The organism is Sphingobacterium sp. xlx-130 (assembly GCF_011007405.1).
Taxonomy (GTDB): domain Bacteria; phylum Bacteroidota; class Bacteroidia; order Sphingobacteriales; family Sphingobacteriaceae; genus Sphingobacterium; species Sphingobacterium luzhongxinii.
The window spans coordinates 458,020-477,405 of the sequence record NZ_WFKN01000006.1 but is presented as its reverse complement, the minus strand read 5'-3'; the positions used below and the strand labels follow the sequence as shown (position 1 = coordinate 477,405).

13 protein-coding genes are annotated in these 19,386 nt (G+C 37.8%); 12 read left to right on the top strand and 1 reads right to left on the bottom strand.

Translation table 11 applies throughout. From position 1 onward, the window contains the following. Positions 1–59: 59 nt before the first annotated feature. From G7B18_RS13525 to G7B18_RS13500, 6 genes are all read left to right on the top strand, one after another. Entirely contained in the window at positions 60–392 is a 333-nt protein-coding gene (locus G7B18_RS13525) for a hypothetical protein (protein ID WP_164123070.1), read from the top strand. 108 nt (positions 393–500) lie between these two features. Next, complete coding sequence (locus G7B18_RS13520) at positions 501–722, top strand: DUF6140 family protein (RefSeq protein WP_164123069.1); 222 nt, start codon at positions 501–503, stop codon at positions 720–722. 126 nt (positions 723–848) lie between these two features. Continuing rightward, the gene (locus G7B18_RS13515) at positions 849–2,705 is read left to right on the top strand and encodes a DUF262 domain-containing protein (protein WP_164123067.1); all 1,857 of its coding nucleotides are present in this window, start codon (positions 849–851) and stop codon (positions 2,703–2,705) included. Position 2,706: 1 nt separating this feature from the next. Beyond that, entirely contained in the window at positions 2,707–5,088 is a 2,382-nt protein-coding gene (locus G7B18_RS13510) for a DUF262 domain-containing protein (RefSeq protein ID WP_164123065.1), read from the top strand. 85 nt (positions 5,089–5,173) lie between these two features. Further along, positions 5,174–5,707 (top strand): YqiA/YcfP family alpha/beta fold hydrolase, encoded by a 534-nt coding sequence (locus tag G7B18_RS13505; protein ID WP_164123063.1) that lies wholly within the window; start codon positions 5,174–5,176, stop codon positions 5,705–5,707. Between the two features lie 173 nt (positions 5,708–5,880). Beyond that, positions 5,881–6,975 (top strand): hypothetical protein, encoded by a 1,095-nt coding sequence (locus G7B18_RS13500; RefSeq protein ID WP_164123061.1) that lies wholly within the window; start codon positions 5,881–5,883, stop codon positions 6,973–6,975. Positions 6,976–7,013: 38 nt separating this feature from the next. Here G7B18_RS13500 and G7B18_RS13495 read toward each other — a convergent pair whose 3' ends face one another. Continuing rightward, on the bottom strand, positions 7,014–7,976 hold the full coding sequence (locus G7B18_RS13495; protein WP_164123059.1) for a hypothetical protein: 963 nt from the start codon (positions 7,974–7,976) through the stop codon (positions 7,014–7,016). 202 nt (positions 7,977–8,178) lie between these two features. Here G7B18_RS13495 and G7B18_RS13490 point away from each other — a divergent pair, with 202 nt between their 5' ends. From G7B18_RS13490 to G7B18_RS13465, 6 genes are all read left to right on the top strand, one after another. Further along, positions 8,179–8,454 carry a helix-turn-helix domain-containing protein gene (locus G7B18_RS13490; protein ID WP_205601716.1) on the top strand — a complete coding sequence of 92 codons (276 nt, stop codon included), beginning with the start codon at positions 8,179–8,181 and terminating at the stop codon, positions 8,452–8,454. Between the two features lie 18 nt (positions 8,455–8,472). Next, the gene (locus tag G7B18_RS13485; RefSeq protein ID WP_164123057.1) at positions 8,473–10,323 is read left to right on the top strand and encodes a site-specific DNA-methyltransferase; all 1,851 of its coding nucleotides are present in this window, start codon (positions 8,473–8,475) and stop codon (positions 10,321–10,323) included. 64 nt (positions 10,324–10,387) lie between these two features. Then, on the top strand, positions 10,388–12,307 hold the full coding sequence (locus G7B18_RS13480; protein ID WP_164123055.1) for an ATP-binding protein: 1,920 nt from the start codon (positions 10,388–10,390) through the stop codon (positions 12,305–12,307). Next, the gene (locus tag G7B18_RS13475; protein ID WP_164123054.1) at positions 12,307–15,444 is read left to right on the top strand and encodes a type III restriction-modification system endonuclease; all 3,138 of its coding nucleotides are present in this window, start codon (positions 12,307–12,309) and stop codon (positions 15,442–15,444) included. The genes G7B18_RS13480 and G7B18_RS13475 overlap by 1 nt, the downstream gene beginning before the upstream one ends. A 3-nt stretch (positions 15,445–15,447) precedes the next feature. Beyond that, entirely contained in the window at positions 15,448–18,681 is a 3,234-nt protein-coding gene (locus G7B18_RS13470) for a helicase-related protein (protein WP_164123051.1), read from the top strand. Continuing rightward, positions 18,681–19,334 (top strand): DUF4391 domain-containing protein, encoded by a 654-nt coding sequence (locus G7B18_RS13465; RefSeq protein ID WP_164123049.1) that lies wholly within the window; start codon positions 18,681–18,683, stop codon positions 19,332–19,334. The genes G7B18_RS13470 and G7B18_RS13465 overlap by 1 nt, the downstream gene beginning before the upstream one ends. Positions 19,335–19,386: the final 52 nt, after the last annotated feature.

Sequence of the window (19,386 nt, the reverse complement as noted above, 5' to 3'; positions counted from 1 at the left end):
TTTCGACGACATACATTGACGCATAGGTATGGTACTTTCGCTAACAACAGATTAAAATTATGGAAACAAATACAAACCAACAAAACGAGAAGACAGCATCATACGGTCAGAGTACATATAGACCAAATCGAGCGGGGCAATGGATCAAGGGGATCCTTGTTATCACCGTATTTTTTATGCTTTCATTTCATTGTATGCCCGATCACGGGCATATCTTTCCAAAGCAACAGCTTTCTTTTACGAATACGTTTATAAGCCACTCAGAAATTGACAAATTGATAGAGCGGCACAACCAGGCTTCTGGATTTGAAAGAGCTCTGATTCGCCAGGAGTATTTACACCGAAAGTTTGTAGAGCTAGGTGTTATTTTCGAAAAAGGAGATGATGAATAGTTTTTGATATCAATATTATATTGTATAATTACGGGTTGCCGTAATACTTAAATTAATTAAAACCGATATTTATAATTTCTATTATCTAATCATTAAAAGAATCAAATTATGCCATTATTTATTTTAACATTAACACAGCGCAAAGCTGCAAATGGAGTTATTCTTGAAAAGGGGATGAGTGTAGAAGTCGTAGCTTTCCTTGAGTCTGACATCTATGCCAATGGAGGCGGAAAACTTGCTGACGCATTCATGCGGACGTATGGAATAGATATCAAACCCTTAGGTGGAGCTCAGAGTGTGAGGCCGTATCTTCAGGTTACTAAAGTGTGATCTATAGAGAGGTTGTCTTTTTCAATATCTTTTGATTTATTGTTTAATTTCAATTATACTTGCATCCGAACCGTTAGATATACAGCATCAATTATGTTTGATTTATTTTATGCCTAAAGATATTATATGAAAGATTTTATTTTCAGCGTAAGTTCAATATTTGAACCAATTTTTTTTAAAGAACTAGAAACTAGATTTTATTACATTGCAGCTTATCAAAGAGGGTATAAATGGAAATCTCAACATAAGAATGATCAAGTACCATTGTTATTACTCGACACCTATGATGCCTATGTTCAAAAGCAAAATGAATATTATATTCAATACATAACTGTTAAACAAACGTTGCTCCCCGGCGATGAAAGAATCCCTGTTTTAGAGGTCATAGATGGTCAGCAGCGTTTAACCACGATTAGTCTTTTGTATTACGTAGCAGAAAGGCATCTTGCAGAAAAAGGGAAAGAATTTACTTATGTCGAGTTATTTAAAGACAAAGTGAAATATCAACGACATATAGGTGTAGATATTTTTGCAGAGATTCTTGCTATTGAATATGATTCAGACCCTCGACTAGAAAAAAATCAAGACTATTACTATTTGTATCAAGCAAAAAAATGTATGCAAGCTTTTCTACAGACGTTGACTCTAGATGATGCTTTAAATTATCTTACATACTTTTCAAAACAAGTAAAGATTATCATCAACAAAGAAAGTAAGTTGACAAAAGCCGAAGAGGTGTTTTCTAATTTGAATGATAATAAAGTCGAGTTAACAGACGAGTTTCTTATCAAAGGCTTATTATTTACAAAGTCTACACGCAAAGAAAGTAAGCAGTCTAGTTTTAAGGAAATACAGGAACAAAGAGCCCGGATAGCTTTCAAATGGGATGAAATTGACACTTGGTTCTCTATTCCTGAGCATTATCAATTTTTCTTTGTTATTCCTGGTTTTAAAGGTGAGACAAATGATAGAGGACTTCTCCAGCTCTTGAGATTATTAGCACCTCTAAATCAAGAATCAGAAAGCCACATTGCTTCATTAGATAAATTTTTAAAGAACTTCCCTCAATTAGGCTCGAAAGATTATACGCACAAATATGAGTTATTCAATTTATATAACGATCGACTAAAAAAAGCTATTGATATAGAAAAAAAACTGATTGAATTAAATAATCTTAGCAACCGGCTTCAAGATTGGTACGGTGATAACTATATACATAATCTTTTGGGTTTTTATATTTATACAAAAGGAGAGCTGTCAGTAATAATTGAAAAAGGAAGAGAGGAACTTTTAAAACATTTACATAACCATGTCCTTAAAAGCATTACAGTAGGTGATGAAAGTGTAGAGAATCTAAATTATTTTGAAGATGGGAGTAAATTAAATGTTATTCTTTTAGCACTAAATGCTTTCCAGTTAAAAATTCAGGACAATGTGGTTGTTATTGATTCGTCATATCGCTTCAATTTCAATGAAATGAAGAGTAATAATTGGAGTATTGAACATATCTATCCGCAGAAACCGGATGTAAAAAATATAGTTGATTTTTTGGAATATCCAAACTGGTTTGAGAAGCGACTGTCAAAAGATAAGTATATGTTCATCCGTGAAGAAGCTGTACGGGTGGGGCAGTTGAGTGATGATGATGAAAAAACAATTCTGAAAGCGAGTAGAATTGATGTGCATGGTATAGGGAACCTTGCATTATTGGAAAAGGGGGCAAATAGTGCGCTTAGTAATAATATATTTCCAAGTAAACGAAGAATTCTTTTAGATAAAATTAATAGAGGGTCATTTGTGCCAAAACATACTATAGAAGTCATTTCAAAATTATTGTCTCCTGTCGAACATCATATGGAAAATGATGTAGTTCAATTTGATTCCGATCTATTAGATTGGAATGAAAAGGATTGTGAGGCGAATAAACAATGGATCGTAAATACATATACTAGTTTAGTAAAAGTTTTAGATAGTAAAATATAATATGAAGTCAGGAAGCTACAATTTGAAATCATTGCTTACTCATAATGAGATTGATCAGTTTATTATACCTGAACTTCAGCGAGACTATGTCTGGGGCGAACAGCAGGTTCAGGCCGTATGGGATTCTATTTTTAACAACTATGAACGTAAGTTGACAGAAGTCAATCAGTTTAAAATTAGCTATGTAAATAATTCGGAGCAATTTGAAGACTACCTATTAGATCATTTACAAGAGCAGGTAAATTTAGTGAAGTTTTCACAGAAGTTTGGATTTATATATGCATATCATGACAAGGAGTTTCCTGGGCGATTTTTTCTCATTGATGGACAGCAACGTTTGACAACATTTTTCTTGTTATTACTAGCTTTATATATAAAAGCTGGAAAAACAGAAGAATTTAGAAAGCTATACTTTCAAAATGAGATGCCCATCGTTGATTATAAAGTACGTGAATCTGCATACGATTTTCTCAGATTATTTTTGAGAGATGTACTTGCCGGAAGAGATTTTGAGCAAAATATCAACTACTTTCATCGTGCATACGAGAATGATGTCACAGTTTCAAATATAAAAAACAACTATAATCTTCTTCAAGAAAACGTCGAAAAAATTGCTTCCAATGTGGATGTAGTCAATATGATTGATTACATCGAAAACTACATTGAATTCAATTATTTCGATACCAATTTAAGTGAACAAGGGGAGAAATTATACTTATATATGAACAGCCGTGGCGAATCTTTATCATTTCAAGAAAGGCTTCGTGCTAAGATTATTCAGAAGAGTAGCGACAAGATTGAAGCGGGAAAGAAGTGGGAAGTTTGGCAAAACTATTTCTTCGAAAAAAGTAGTGAGCTTAAGAACGCAGATAGTGGGTTTGAGTGGTTTTTGTATATGGCCCTGATCGTTTATAAGAGCGAAAATAGCAAACTGCTTGATGAAGACATTGAAAAACCGTTGAATGATAGAGATGCTGAAGCGAAGTTTAAGATAGTTAGAAAACATAAGTCAGAACAAGAAGGTTGCCTGGATATTAAACTATTAGATCGATTATTTAATGCGCTTGAATTATATTATCAATCACCTTCGAAGGGGATATACCGCTATCAACCAAGTGATTTTTTGAAAGGTAAAACGACTATTATAACGTTATATAGAGTGTTATTGCCTGTATATTATCGTTATTTGTTTCCAGATGTGACTGAATCGATAGCTGAACAGTTTGATATGTTTATCTTGAATGAATCTCATACCCAGAGTGTAGGGAACAAGACCAGCGAAAATTTGGTCTGGGCTCTTGATTTTGTTAAGAGACTGACTCAGCCAGACGTTCTTGATCCAGTGAATAACATGGTTTTAAAAGACTTCCTAAATCAGTCTTTTGAACACGAATTTCAGAAGTTAACCTTGTTAAATGATGGAGGTACTAGTAATGGCTTAAAAACATTCTTATACACACTTTATAGTGACCTCGGTTATAATAAGTTTTTAGAAGGCCGGACGGATATTTTGTTCGAGATGGCTAAATATTGTAGTGAACAAAGTGGTGTTGAGGTAGACTTGCTATACAAGGTTAAGAAGGCTATAGCCCAGATTTTTGCCTTTGACGGTGAAAAATGGAATTTAAGGTCGCACGAATTGCGTCGTTATCTAATGACTTTTTATGATTTTAGTAATCAAGACGGCTATAGTCATTCTAGAGAGAGATGGACTTGGGTGCGGGATGATAGAACTTGGCTAAATCGGGTCTTAGCGTCAGAAGACTTCAAAGAAAAAGTATTAAGTTATTGGTTAGATAACAGTATTGACAATAGGGCAGATGATTACATTACAAGACTCTCTAGTTTATCAAAAATAAGTTGGGAGTATTATATCTGTCAGTATCCAACACTATTTGATATGTGCCGTGATTACTGCATTGCTTGGAGTCATGATAAATTTGCTAATAGCGTGTTGATGAAAGGTGTTGCTGCTTCATGGGCCGATATATACGTTGCATGCAAATTATTTACAGTAATATCAAAGGAGAAAAGCTATGAATTTTCTAATTATGGATTGAATGTTTGTTACATCGATTTGAAAAGTAAGGCTGGGAATATATTCCCAGCAGAGAGTGAAGATAGTACAGCAACAATAGAGCTACATTATAGAGAAGAGTTACGTTGGGATATTGCAGTTTACTACAGAAACGGTAATGTTCCCGAGATAATCAAGACACTAGGTTGGGTACATATGCATGAAGACACAAGTATTGCGAGGTTTGTCAAGATAGATTTCAGCTTTGATTACAGTAGTTCCCTTGATTTAGAATCAAACACATTAGCATTTTATGCTTACGTAGAGAAGTTAATTGGTGATTTAGGTCGAGAAGGTGTTATCTGATATTGTAAATAGTATTTATTTTCAAAAACTACGCAACAAAAAACGATTTCCGTGTATAATATCTTTAAATAGATATTAAATAATAATGAAACAACTACTTTACATTCATGGACTGGGATCAGGCAGAGACTCCCGCAAGTACAAGCTTATTGAACAGTCATTTCGCAGCACACACCATTGTACCTGTGCCGAGTGGAACAGCGATACCGATATCAAACTCTTTCTCTTTAACCTTTTCAAGCGTTATCTCGGGATCAAAGAGCTGGTGATTATAGGAGATTCTACAGGTGGCAACTATGCCTGTCAGTTGCGTGACCTCTTGATCAGCAATTCGGTGAGCGTAAGACTAGTCTTGCTCAATCCCTTGTTGAATATAGCCAATCGTATCGCCTACCACCCATTCCCCGATACGTTGCGGGATAGCTTGGCGGCCATAGATCAGGTAGATCACTGCTTCCTATTACAGAGCTTATACGATGAGGTGATCGATCAGACCAAGGTCAGGCTGGGGGAGCGTGTCGTACAGCTCAAGGTCGATGATAGTCATCGACTCTTCAGCATTGGCGACTATGTACCTACTATAAAAGCCTATATTCACGATAACGAGGTATTTGTATAGCCATATCGGCCACCTCGTTATTTTCTATAACAATTATTAATCTCATGCTCCCTTTGGGGAGCTCAATTACATTTTATATGCGTATTATTTTAATCGCGATCACCATCTTTATAAGCGTGATCGGACAATACAGTTTTGCCTAAGATCTTAGTCTTGGCAATATTTACAATTATGTGAATAGCCAGGAGCAGTTGTCCAAAAAGCAAAAGACATTGCGAAAGGAACTTCGCGCCGAGGCAAAACAGAATACAGCTTCGCTTCAAGACAATCTAACCCAACTCAGAGATAAAGGGTATTTCAAATATATCCATAACAATGTCCAGAATGACAATGCAAAATATCTACTGGCTATAGATAGGAGGCTATTGGCGTTACAGGCTTCACTAGACTCTACCTTACTTACTCTGCAAAATTCCTCCTGGATCGACAGTTTGGATGTGCCCGTGCCGCATCTGACATATTACGGGGACAAGGGGAGTAGCAGTCAGTACTACTCGAGCATGGATATACTCCGTCATTTCAGAAAGCGGTATACCTCCTTGGTTGAACAATACACCCGTCACTTTAATCCCTTGTCCAGCGAAACCAATGACAAGTTCTCCCTTACCATACTTGACTTTTGGAAACCTACCGATGGGGATAATTTGAAAAAGCTAGAGCAGGCATTATTAGCAAGAGAAGAAGACTATAAAAAAAGCCAAATAGTTATTGCAGAGCATAGAGCCAAGGAGGCCGAGCGGGTGAAGAAAGAAGCCGAAGCAAGAGCCCAGATCGCAGAAGAGCAACGCTTGGCCGAGGAGAAGCAGCTCAACTTTGAGAAAAAGAGAGAGGCACAGATTGCGCAATTACCCTCAACCTCCGCGATCAAAGCAAAGTTTCGAAGCTACAAACATAAGACTGGACATACCTTTGAGCTTTTCCCTATAGGATTTACGCCAAAGCTCAATAAATCGACCTATGACAAGGTCCGGATATTCGGTAAGGTATATACGGCCAGATATAGAGAGTATGACGCTAATGGGATTAATTCCCTAATCATAGAGTTTTACGACTCCGGTCATATCCTCAGTGTTACCGTATATAAGGGCGGAGGTTCCATCTATAGCGCCGAATACAGAGATGGCGCCAACAGGCCATATGCCGTGTATACGAAGACTGCAGACGGCAAATACCACATCACGTTCAAGAGAATCTACGACATGTATCTGGATAAGACTACAGAAACATATCGATACTATGCCGCAGAAGCCGATTATTACTATCCATAATGTTGAAATAAAGCAGGTTGAAAATTCAATTTGCTTTGTTACAACATTTCTTTTTCATAAGGAATATTGTTAGCAATACAGTATTCTTCTATTTCCGAATCATTCTCAAAAGTATGATCGCAATAGTTGTTGAATTCTTTTTCAGAAGCTGTATGATAACGCTCATCTGCTTCTAACAATCTTTCAGAGTATCCTATAAATCGACTGAATTCAGAATTCATGATACAAAGCTTATCTAGGGTTTTAAAATCAATATCCTTATAACGAGCGGGATAAAGTATTTTACTTAAATAAGGATTAGGAGTCAGTAAAATTACTCCGATTCCAAAAGATTGGTTAAGCCTGTCCAGTTCATCTTGCAAATTTTCGCCAATTTCAAACGCCACTAAATAACCGTAATTAGCCCAGCTTGAATTAGAAACAGCTTGAAAATAAGCTTGCTTTAATTCATTGTCTGTATTGATGACTCGTTTTAATTCATACGAGCGTAGTTTGAACGTATCTCCCTTGTTAATAGATTTTAGTAAGTTTTGACTGGCAGAGCTTTTGAGTTTTAAAAAGTCAATGCCTACCATGTCAGGATGAGTCCATACTTGATTATTGTCTTTCATGTTGGATTGTTCATGAAAAATTGTTTTAGTATAGATTCCTGAGGCTTTTAAAAAGCTTGCTAAGAGTTTGTGCAGGTTACGTTCTGAATAGCCGTTTATCTTGCTTTTAGTCCCTACATTCACTTGGTCTTCTAACTGATCGAGTTGGATTTGAGATTCATACTTTGTTAGGTAATATGCATAGGTGCCACCTTTTCTATTGATGCGTTTTACTCGAGCATCTCCCTTTCTTATAAAATTGCCTAATTCTGCAGATACAGTATCTTTAGGGGTTAATGCATTTTTAAAGTCATAATAGCCGTTATCTATAATGTGTTGCGTAACAGATGTATGATTTGTTAAAAATCGGATGTCTTCTAGACTCAATAATATCGCCTCCTTTATAGTCATAGTTTGCTTAATGATAGTAGCAAATATAATCAAATAAGAATAGAGATTATTCTAATCTAGTTTTAGATCAAAGCTTTAAAAACTTTATCTTTTATCAAGCAGCTAGCGGAACATTCATAGTTCGATTATTCGTTTTCAATTGTGCATGAAAAGCTCTATATTAGCCAATAATTGTCAAGTCAAATTTCAAAAGCAAAAGATTATGATTGGAGAGAAAATCCGGGAACTGCGAGAAGTGAATAATGTACTGCTCCGGCAGCTTGCTGCTCAGTTGGATATGGATACGGCCTTGTTGAGTAAGATGGAACGTGGTGATCGCGCGTTTAGGAAGGAAGATCTGTTGAAGATAGCTTCGATCTTTAAGGTTTCTGATCGGGAGTTACTGACTTTGTGGTTGGCGGATCGGGTGATTCGAACCATTGAGGCTGAATCAAATCAAAAGGAAGCTTTGGAGTTGGCGTTAAGGACTATTAAATAATCTATATCAATAGACGAAATGAGTGTAGAAAAAATGGATATGCAGTCACCAAATTTGGTGAATCAAAATATAGAGAAGTTGGCGGAATTGTTTCCAAATTGTGTAACGGAGAGTGCCGAGGGTAAAGCTATTGACTTTGATTTGTTGCGACAAGAGTTGAGCGATGCTGTCATCGAAGGCAATAAGGAACGTTATCGTTTGGAATGGCCAGGTAAGAAAGAGGCTATCGTTATGGCGAACGTTCCGACGACAAAGACATTGCGTCCTGTCCGTGAGGATTCGGTTGATTTTGATAATACGGAGAATATCTATATCGAGGGTGATAATCTAGAAGTGCTAAAGCTATTGCAGGAAAGTTATCTCGGTAAGGTGAAAATGATCTATATCGACCCTCCGTACAATACGGGTAAAGACTTTGTATATAAAGATAATTTTGCAAAGGAAGCGCAAGAGGAATTATTTGAAAGTGGTCAAAGAGATGAATACAATCAACGATTAGTTGTAAATCCTGAAACAGCAGGTCGCTATCATTCAGATTGGTTAAGCATGATGTATCCCAGATTAAAGTTAGCTCGAAACCTATTGACGGATGATGGTGTGATTTTTATTTCTATTGATGATAATGAGGTGCATAATCTTAGGAAGATTTGTGATGAAATTTTTGGAGAAGCTAATTTTGTAGGAAAAATTACTTGGAAACATACACAACAAAGTAAAAATGATGAAAGATTTTTTTCAAGGCAATCTAATTATAACATAGTCTATTCCAAAAGTATAAATTGTACAAAGAACTTTAAGTTTAATAGGACTGAAGAAGACAATAAAAATTATTCAAATCCGGACAATGATTCAAAAGGTGATTGGAGAACGGGAGATGTGAGAAGCCCTAACCCTAGACAAACTTTGAAATATTCAATTACGGCTCCAAATGGTAATATAATATTTTCTCCAGAAAATGGTTGGCGGTGGAGTGAGGAGACTCTAAAGTTGAAGATACAAACAGGAGAAATCGTTTTCAAGAAAGATTATTCAGGAATTATAAGGAAGATTTATTTATCTGATCAAGAAGGACGAACACCAGAAAATCTTTGGATTGGAAAGGAGTTTGGCACTACGAGAATGGCCAATAGCGAACTGAAAGAATTATTTGGCGAGAATGTACCTTTTGATACACCTAAACCAACTGGATTAATAAGTAAAATAATTGAATTATTTAGAGGAGAAGATGACTTTCTTGTATTAGATTTCTTTTCAGGTTCTGCTACCACTGCTCATGCTGTAATAAATCTTAATGCGGAAGAAAAAGAAAGTAAGCGAAAATACATTATGGTCCAACTCCCCGAAGCTACAGATGAAAAAAGCGAAGCCTATAAAGCTGGTTACAAAAACATCTGTGAAATAGGTAAAGAACGTATTCGACGTGCAGCTAACAAAATCAAGGAAGAGACTGGAGCTGATATCGACTATGGTTTCCGTGTGTATCGACTCGATGAAAGTAATATGCAGGATGTCTATTACAAACCACAGAACTACAGTCAGGCCAATCTTGATCTATTTGCAGATAATGTAAAATCCGATCGTACATCGGATGATCTCTTGGCTCAGGTGATGCTGGATTGGGGACTTCCTTTGAGTTTGAAAATTAAGCGTTTAGAAATATCCGGGAAAGAGGTATTTCGTGTAGCGGAGAATTCGCTTTATGCTTGCTTTGACAAGGGGATTAACGAAGATTTCGCTAAGGAACTATCGAAAGATAAGCCATTGCGTGTAGTGTTTAGAGATAGTGGATTTAGTGATGATACGGCTAAGGTGAATGTAAAGCAGTTATTGAAGCAGTTGAGTCCGGAAACGGAAATGAAAGTAATTTAACAATTGTTAATGGTCAGTTGTTAATGATGGATTATATAGTGAGTGAGATTAAAATGTACGCCTTATGAAAAGTGCAGTAGAATTGATACAACAGCTTAATTATACGGATGAGTGTAATTGGATTGAAGCTAAACGCGGTAGTTCTGTAGATCGTTCGATCTTAGAAAGTGTATGTGCCTATTCAAATGAACCTGGATTGGGCGGAGGATATATTGTACTTGGCGTAGAGCAAGAGGCGTTATCGTTGTTTCCTACCTATTACGCTTCGGGTGTAGAACAATCGGACAAAATACAATTGGATCTTAGTTCGCAGTGTGCTTCGATGTTCAATCAGCCAATAAGGCCTACCATAACTGTAGAGTCTGTAAATGGTAAAAATGTTATTGTAGCCTTTGTTCCTGAATTGCCGGACGGTCAAAAACCGGCTTATTTTCGAAATGAGAACTTGCCTCAAGGAGCTTATCGACGGATAGGTTCTTCGGATCAGCGCTGTACCGATGATGATTTGTTCGTATTCTTTAATAAGGAAGATAGTTTCGATAGTACTGTAGTGAAAGGCTCTTCAGTAGATGATATTAGTGAGGAAGCAATTGCTCTCTATAGACAGTTGCGTAGTAAGGTAAATGCTTTTGCTGAGGAGCTGCAATATGATGATGCCGATTTGCTTCATTCCTTAGGCTGTATCCGTAAAGAAAAAGGCGAGATTCGATTGACTTATGCCGGACTGTTGCTTTTTGGAAAAAGAGCTGCACATCGTCGGTTGTTGCCTATGGTACGTGTTGATTATGTACGGGTACCAGGCAATGAATGGATGGAAGACCCGGAGAATAGGTTTACCACGATTGATATGCGGGGTTCGCTCTTGGAAATGGTGCAGCGTGTGTTTAGCCAGATTACAGATGATCTTCCTAAAGGTTTTGTATTGCCGGAAGGAGAATTACAAGCGGAAAGTAATGGTTTGCCTACACGCGTGTTACGTGAGGCCATAGTGAATGCTTTGATCCATCGAACTTATAGAGAGAACCAACCTATACAGATTATTCGGTACGGAAATCGTATAGAGATTAAAAACCCGGGATTTTCTTTGAAGCCTGAGGATCATTTGGGCGAACCGGGATCCAAGAATCGTAACCCCTATGTAGCAGCGGTATTCCATGAGACCAACTTGGCCGAGACCAAGGGATCGGGAATACGGACGATGCGTGCTTTGATGGAGAAAGCAAATTTGATGTTGCCTACTTTTGAAAGTGACCATGGACGGAACCAGTTTACCGTACGCTTGCTGTTGCATCATTTTTTGGGAGTGGAAGATGTCAAGTGGTTATCCTCTTTTGCAGACTATAAATTAAATGAAGATCAAAAGCGTGCATTGATATTTACCCGTGAGGTTGGCGCTATCGATAATTCCTCTTATCGCCAGTTAAATGGTGTCGATATACTAAAAGCCAGTGTGGACCTTAGGGATATGCGTACTAAGGATTTATTGGATCAAAAAGGTAAAGGTCGTGCAACTTATTATGTTGTGGGTAAGAACCTATTGGTTAAAACTGAAAGCCTAATAGAGGATGTTGTTAAGACTGAAATTGAAGCTTTTAGTGCACCAGTTGATACTCTTAGTACACCAGTTCGAGACGCTAGTGCACCAGTTCAAGACGCTAGTGCACCAGTTCAAGATGCTAGTACACCAGTTCATGCCGAATATGCTAGCATTATGGCTCGTTTGGAAAAAAAGACTGCTGATAAGATAAACAATCTTCCGGTTCGCGTGTCTGATCCTTTGGTGATTGAAGAGGTTATCGCTGAGATATGTAGTACGGATCATTTTAAAGCATCTGAATTTGCATTGCTTCTGGGGCGTAGCGAGGATTATGTGAAGCGTAAGTTTTTAACACCAATGATTAATAGTAAAAAATTAAAGTATAAATATCCGGATATGGTGAATCATCCTGATCAAGCTTATATAACTGCAAAGACTGATAAATAATGAAATTACAATTTAAAGAACAGGATTTTCAGGTACAGGCGGTAAAAGCTGTGGTGGATTGTTTTCAAGGACAGGCTTTGAAAACGAATCGGTTTACACTGGAACGAAGTAAAGAGCTGATCCGTAAAGCGAAACTTGCCGCAAGTGGTGCTATACAGACGTCGGCCTTTGATCAGGAGGTTTTGGAAGATATCGGTTATCGCAATAGTGGTATTCAGCTATTGGATAACCAAATATTGAATAATATTCAAGAAGTACAACGAGAGCATCTGCTCAATGAGAGTGTGGGGATTGAACGTCCTAAAGGTGTTAAGCTGGGGTTTAATCTTACCATTGAGATGGAAACAGGTACGGGGAAAACCTATACCTATATCCGAACGATGTATGAACTGCATAAGCATTATGGTTGGAGCAAGTTTATTGTTATCGTACCCAGTATTGCTATTCGTGAGGGTGTTTATAAATCCTTTCAGGTGACACAAGATCATTTTCAGGAGCTTTATGGGCATAAGATTAATCCATTTATCTATAATTCGAAAATCCCAGAAGATATCGAGAGTTTTGCTTCGGATAGTCGCATATCGGTGATGATCATCAATACGCAGGCATTTAATGCCAGTGGTGCTGATGCTAGACGTATCTACATGGAGCTGGATCAGTTCGGTTCAAGAAGACCCATAGATATCATATCGCAGACTAGTCCAATTCTTATTATTGATGAACCCCAGTCTGTGGATGGTGATAAGACATTGAAGAGTATGCAGGATTTTAATCCGCTATTTACCCTTCGGTATTCTGCAACACATAAAGTAGAATACAATAAGATATTTCGACTGGATGCTTTGGATGCTTATCATAAAAAATTGGTTAAGAAGATCCAGGTGAAAGGTATTAACCTCAAAGGATCAACGGGAACTACAGGTTATTTGTATCTGGAACAGATAAGCTTGAGTACATCCAAACCACCGTTTGCTGTAGTGGAATTTGAGGAACGGTCTGGTGAAGGTGTAAAAAAAGTCCGTAGGAAATTGGCCGAAGGTGCGAATCTCTACGAACTATCGGGAAATCTACCTGTTTATAAGAACCATACCATTACGGAGATAAATGGTTATCTCAACAAGATCGTCGTGAATGGTGAAGATATCTACCCCGGAGATATTGTGAACGATAAGGATGAATTGGCTTTTCGTCGTATTCAAATCCGTGAGACGATCCTTTCTCACCTGCAGAAGGAGAAACAATTATTTGACAAGGGAGTCAAAGTGCTGAGTCTTTTCTTTATTGACTCGGTGGATAAATATCGCGTGTATGATGATGGTGGTGATACGGTGTTGGGTGAGTATGCTCAAATCTTTGAAGAGGAGTATAACAAGGTTCGTAATGACTTCCTGGACTTGTTTCAACAAGATTATAATGATTATCTAAAAGATACGGATCCTGGTCAGGTACATAAAGGTTATATGCTTAGCAGTTATTTTGACTACTTGCAACGTGACGGTGCAGATAAAATACATGATGGCTATTTCTCCCGTGATAAGAAAGGGAAATCTATCGATCCTACTGTAAAACGTGGTAAGGAAGATTCGGATGATATCTCGGCCTACGATCTGATCATGAAAGATAAAGAGCGCCTATTGAGCTTTGAGGAGCCTACGCGTTTTATCTTTTCGCACTCGGCACTGAAGGAAGGTTGGGATAATCCGAACGTGTTCCAAATCTGTGCATTAAAAAATTCGGATGATGGTGGCAGTCCAGTTCGGAAAAGACAGGAAGTGGGACGTGGTATGCGTTTGTGTGTGGATCGACGTGGTGTTCGCCAGGATTTTGAGTTGATTGGGGATCAAGTGCATGAAGTGAATAAATTGACGGTCATCGCTTCTGAGAGTTATGAGAATTTTGCTAAAGATCTACAGAAGGCGATTGCAGATACATTGGCGGATCGTCCGCAAAAGGCGGAGGTCGAATATTTTGTTGGTAAAACTATTACCAATGCCCAGGGTGAATCCAAACGATTGACGGAAGATGATGGTAAGCGGATTAACAAATTGCTTTATAAGCATGATGTAATTGATGATGATGATAAGATTACGGCTGAGGGTAGAGAGCTGATTGAAGAAGGGAAAGTTCCTTTTCCTGAGCATTTGGAAGTTTATAGAGAATCGCTGACTACTCTGTTAAAATCAATCTACACCGGCGAAGGTTTCAAACCGGAAGATGAACGCCAAACAGTGGTGTTGAATACCAATCCTAACTTCAAGAAAAAGGAGTTCCAGGCATTGTGGGACAAAATCAATCTGAAGACTGTTTATGAAGTTCGGTTTGACACAGAGAAGTTGGTCTACGAAAGTAAAACACTGATCAATGCTAGCTTGCATATCAGTAGTCGTGTCTATGAGGTTAAGACTGGTGAACTGGAGGACGGGACGAAAGAGCAAATGGAACAAGGTACATTGATCCGCGAATCTAAGCGTCAGTACCTGAAGCTGGATAATGACCTTTATACGAATACGCTGTATGATATTGTAGGTGAAATTGAGCAGAAGACACATTTGACCAGACGCACTATAGTCGATATCCTGAAAGCTATACGTGAAGAAAAGTTTTTGATGCTTCGTAAGAACCCGGAAGAATTTATTGCGAAGTGTAGTAAGCTGATCAATGAAGCAAAAGCAAAGTTGATCATCAATAATATCGTGTATCATAAGCTGGAGGATCGACACGATGCGAAAACAGTATTTACAAATGATAAATCTGCTTTGCGTAATTCGGATCTACTGAAGAAGCATATTTATGATTATTTGACCTCGGACTCAAAAATTGAAGCAGACTTTGCGGAGGCCTTGGAGAATAGTGTGGAGGTGATTGTATATGCTAAATTACCTAAAAGCTTCTACATCCCTACTCCAGTAGCTAATTATAGTCCGGACTGGGCAATCGTATTTGATAAAGATAAGGTTCGTCATATTTATTTTGTTGCAGAAACGAAGGGTTCTGATTCGGAAATGGATTTACGCGAAATCGAAAAGCTTAAGATACATTGTGCACAGGAACACTTTAAAGAGATAAGTGGTGGTATCGTGAAATTTGACACGGTGAGTAATTACGGTAAATTGTTAGATATAGTACAAGTGATATAATATATGGAGCTCATCGATAATGTAAGACATCGATTAGGTGATGATCTGCGTGAGAATATTCGTAAAGGAAGCCGGTTGAGTATAGCCGCTTCGTCATTTTCTATTTATGCATTTGAAGCATTACGTAAAGAATTGAACGGGATCGATGAGCTTCGCTTTATATTTAGTTCGCCTACATTTGTGGAAGAGGGCCTGAAAAAAGAGGTTCCTAAATTTTTCATTCCACACCTGTACAAAGAAGCCGATCTTTGTGGTGGTGAATTTGAGTTGCGCCTTAAAAATCAACTCAACCAACGTGCTATAGCTCGAGAATGTTCTAAATGGGTGCGTGAGAAAGTGACATTCAAGTCGAACAAACATTTTGACCAGCCACTTCATGGTATGATCCATGTACAGAATGATCAACAGGATTCGGTAAACTATGCTCATAATGGAAGTTTTACGACGTCTGACCTCGGCTTCACCCCTAAAAAGGGATTCCCAACTTTGATTCAAAAAACAACGTATCCAGATAGTGCTGCTTACTTGACTTGGTTTGACCAGGTTTGGAATAATGCGGACGATTTAAAGGTAGTGACTGATGAGGTGCAGCGCTATTTTGAAACAGCTTACAAAGAGAATAGTCCTGAGTTTATCTACTTCATTACGTTGTACAATATCTTTAATGACTTTTTGGAAGAGATTTCGCTGGATACTTTACCAAACGATCAGATTGGCTTTAAAGAAAGTTTGATTTGGAGCAAATTGTATAATTTTCAACAGGATGCGGTTATCGGTGCTATCAACAAGTTGGAGAAATATAGTGGTTGTATTCTAGCAGATAGCGTTGGACTAGGTAAAACATTTTCGGCGCTGGGTGTTATCAAATATTACGAGATGCGTAACAAGGATGTTCTTGTATTGTGTCCAAAAAAGCTGGAGGCAAACTGGAATACCTATAGGCAAAATGATAAAAATAATTTCTTAGCGTCAGATCGCTTTCGCTATGATGTACTCTTTCACACGGACTTGAGTCGTGATCGCGGAATGAGTAATGGACGGAATCTGGAAAACGTTAATTGGGGGAACTATGGTCTAATTGTGATTGATGAATCTCACAATTTTAGAAATAACAATCCTTATTCAGATCGTGAGAACAGGTATCAAAAATTGTTACGTAAGGTAATCAAAGAAGGTATTGAAACTAAAGTCCTGATGTTGTCTGCTACACCTGTAAATAATAGGTTTGCCGATTTGCGGAACCAATTGGCCCTAGCGTACGAGGGAGAAGCGGCTATTATCGATCAGAAGCTGGAAATAAAGAGTTCAATAGAACAGGTGTTCCGTAAAGCGCAGCAGGCATTTAATACCTGGAGTAAATTTGATGCCGGATACCGAACCACAGAAAAGCTCTTGGATATGCTCGATTTTGACTTCTTTGAAATATTAGACTCATTGACGATCGCTCGTTCGCGAAAGCATATCACAACCTATTACGATACATCTGCTATAGGTAAATTTCCGAGGCGTAATGAGCCATTGTCTATCCAAAGCCCCTTGACTAAAGATGGCCACGCGAGTTATGTAGAGATAGCTGAAGCTTTGACATTGCTGAATCTTTCAGTATATACTCCGCTAAACTACATTCTACATAGTAAATTGGAATTTTATCGCGATTTGTACGATAAAGACGTACGTGCAGGTGCTGGCCGCTTGTCGCAAAAAGATCGCGATAATAGTTTGCGGATTTTGATGCGGATAAATCTTTTGAAACGTTTGGAAAGTTCTGTCGATTCTTTTCGTATTACACTGGAAGGGATTATTCGTTTGATGGAACAAACTTTAAAGATCATAAAGGACGGCGTAAAATCGGACTACGAGGGTATTCAGGCAAAGATTGATGATGAAAACTTTGATTGGGATGCTGACTGGGGTGAAGAGGAACATTTTATTGGAAAGAAGATCAAAATTCATATCGCTGATATGGATTTGTACCAGTGGCAAGAGGATTTGCAGGATGATTTAAAGTTGCTGCAAGGTGTTTGGCAAAGTATCGAAAAGGTACGTGGTGAGGATGACTGCAAGTTGAGTCGGTTGATTGATTTGCTGGAGAAAAAGATCAATAATCCATTTAATGGTGGAAATAAGAAGGTCATCGTATTTACTGCTTTTGCAGATACAGCAAATTATCTCTATGAGCATTTGCATAGCTATTTTAGCGATAGGTACGGTATTCATACGGCTTTGATCACAGGATCTCGAAAGATAAGCACCGCAAGTAAAGTCCCTTCGGATATCAATCCTCTATTAACTTGTTTTTCTCCAAGATCGAAGGGGAAATCTTTAATTTACCCTGATCTGCTGGAAGAGATTGATATTTTAATTGCTACAGACTGTATTTCGGAGGGGCAGAATTTGCAGGATTGTGACTATTTGGTGAATTATGATATTCACTGGAATCCTGTGCGAATAATTCAACGCTTTGGTCGTATAGATCGTATAGGATCAATTAATGAATCTATTACTTTGGTGAACTTTTGGCCAGATGTTACGCTGGATGCATACATTAATTTAAAGCAAAAAGTGGAAAGTAAGATGTTAATTTCCAATATGGCCAGTACTGGTGATGATAATATTTTGAATGCGCGTGAACAGGATCTGGAATACCGTAAAATTCAACTTCAGAAATTGAAAGATGATGTTATTGATTTGGAGGATTTGCGGGAAGGGGTCGACATTACGGATCTTGGCCTAAATGATTTTAGAATTGATCTGTCTAATTTTTTCAAGTCGTATGGCAAATTGACCAATATTCCTGAAGGGCTGCATGCTGTTGTTCCGTTTGGAAGTTTGTTACCTCCTGGGACCATATTCGTGCTTAAGAATATTAATGCTTCCGTTAATATTAATAAGACTAACCGTTTGCATCCCTACTATTTAACATACATTGCTAATGATGGTGATTTACACCTTAGACATGTGGAGCCTAAGAAAATCTTGGACGCTATGCGGATGTTGTGCAAGGGAGTAGCAGAGCCATTAGTGGATCTTTGTAAAGTCTTGAGTGATGAGACTGACGAATATCATGCTATGGATAAGTATTCGCATTTGCTGAAGGATAGTATTCAATCGATTATTCATACGGAAGAAGAAAGTGATATTCAAAGTCTTTTCAGAGCTGGAGGGACTACTGCACTGACAGATAAAATTAAAGGGCTTGAAGATTTTCAGTTAATTACATTTTTGATCGTTAGGTAATGATAGATTTTTTTGATTTGCCTGACAGCTGCCATTATGGAAAGGTAATTCCGAAGAATTCTTTTGATAAATATGGGTCGGCTAAAGAAAAGAAGATGCTTACTGACCTGGTCGCTCGTATGTCCTGGACTCATAAATTGGCTCCCTATACGATAAATCTTCCTGGAAAGAATATTATTGAGCTTCAGGTGATTCATATCGAACTGAAACGTAAGGTGGATATTGATGAGATTCTATCTTTAGTTGATAAATATGCTCCTTATTCTATTGTGTTTGTTGTACAGTTTGGTGAGGAGGTGTATGTATCAGCTACTGTAAAGCACACTAATCCTAGTTTTTCGGATTGCTGTGTATTAGATTTGACTTTTAAATCTGATTGGATTTCTGTGGAAGATTTCAGATTTGTACTTAATCTATCGTATAACCTAGACTTTGTGTTTTTTGACTTGTGCAAGCAGCTTTCTCCGTTTGCATCTAGTGCTATAGATTCGTTGGAGGATCTGATAGCTAAGACTTCACTTTTTTTTAAGCTTGATAAAGAGGTTAAAAGATTGCGTGCTGCTGTTGCTAGCTGCAAGCAATTTAATAGAAAAGTGGAGTTAAATTTGGAGCTCAATCAGATACAGCAAGAAATTTCAAAATTGCTTTTTTAGATTCTTTGCACTAGTTGGTCAAATACTTTATGCAATTCGGTATTCACTATCG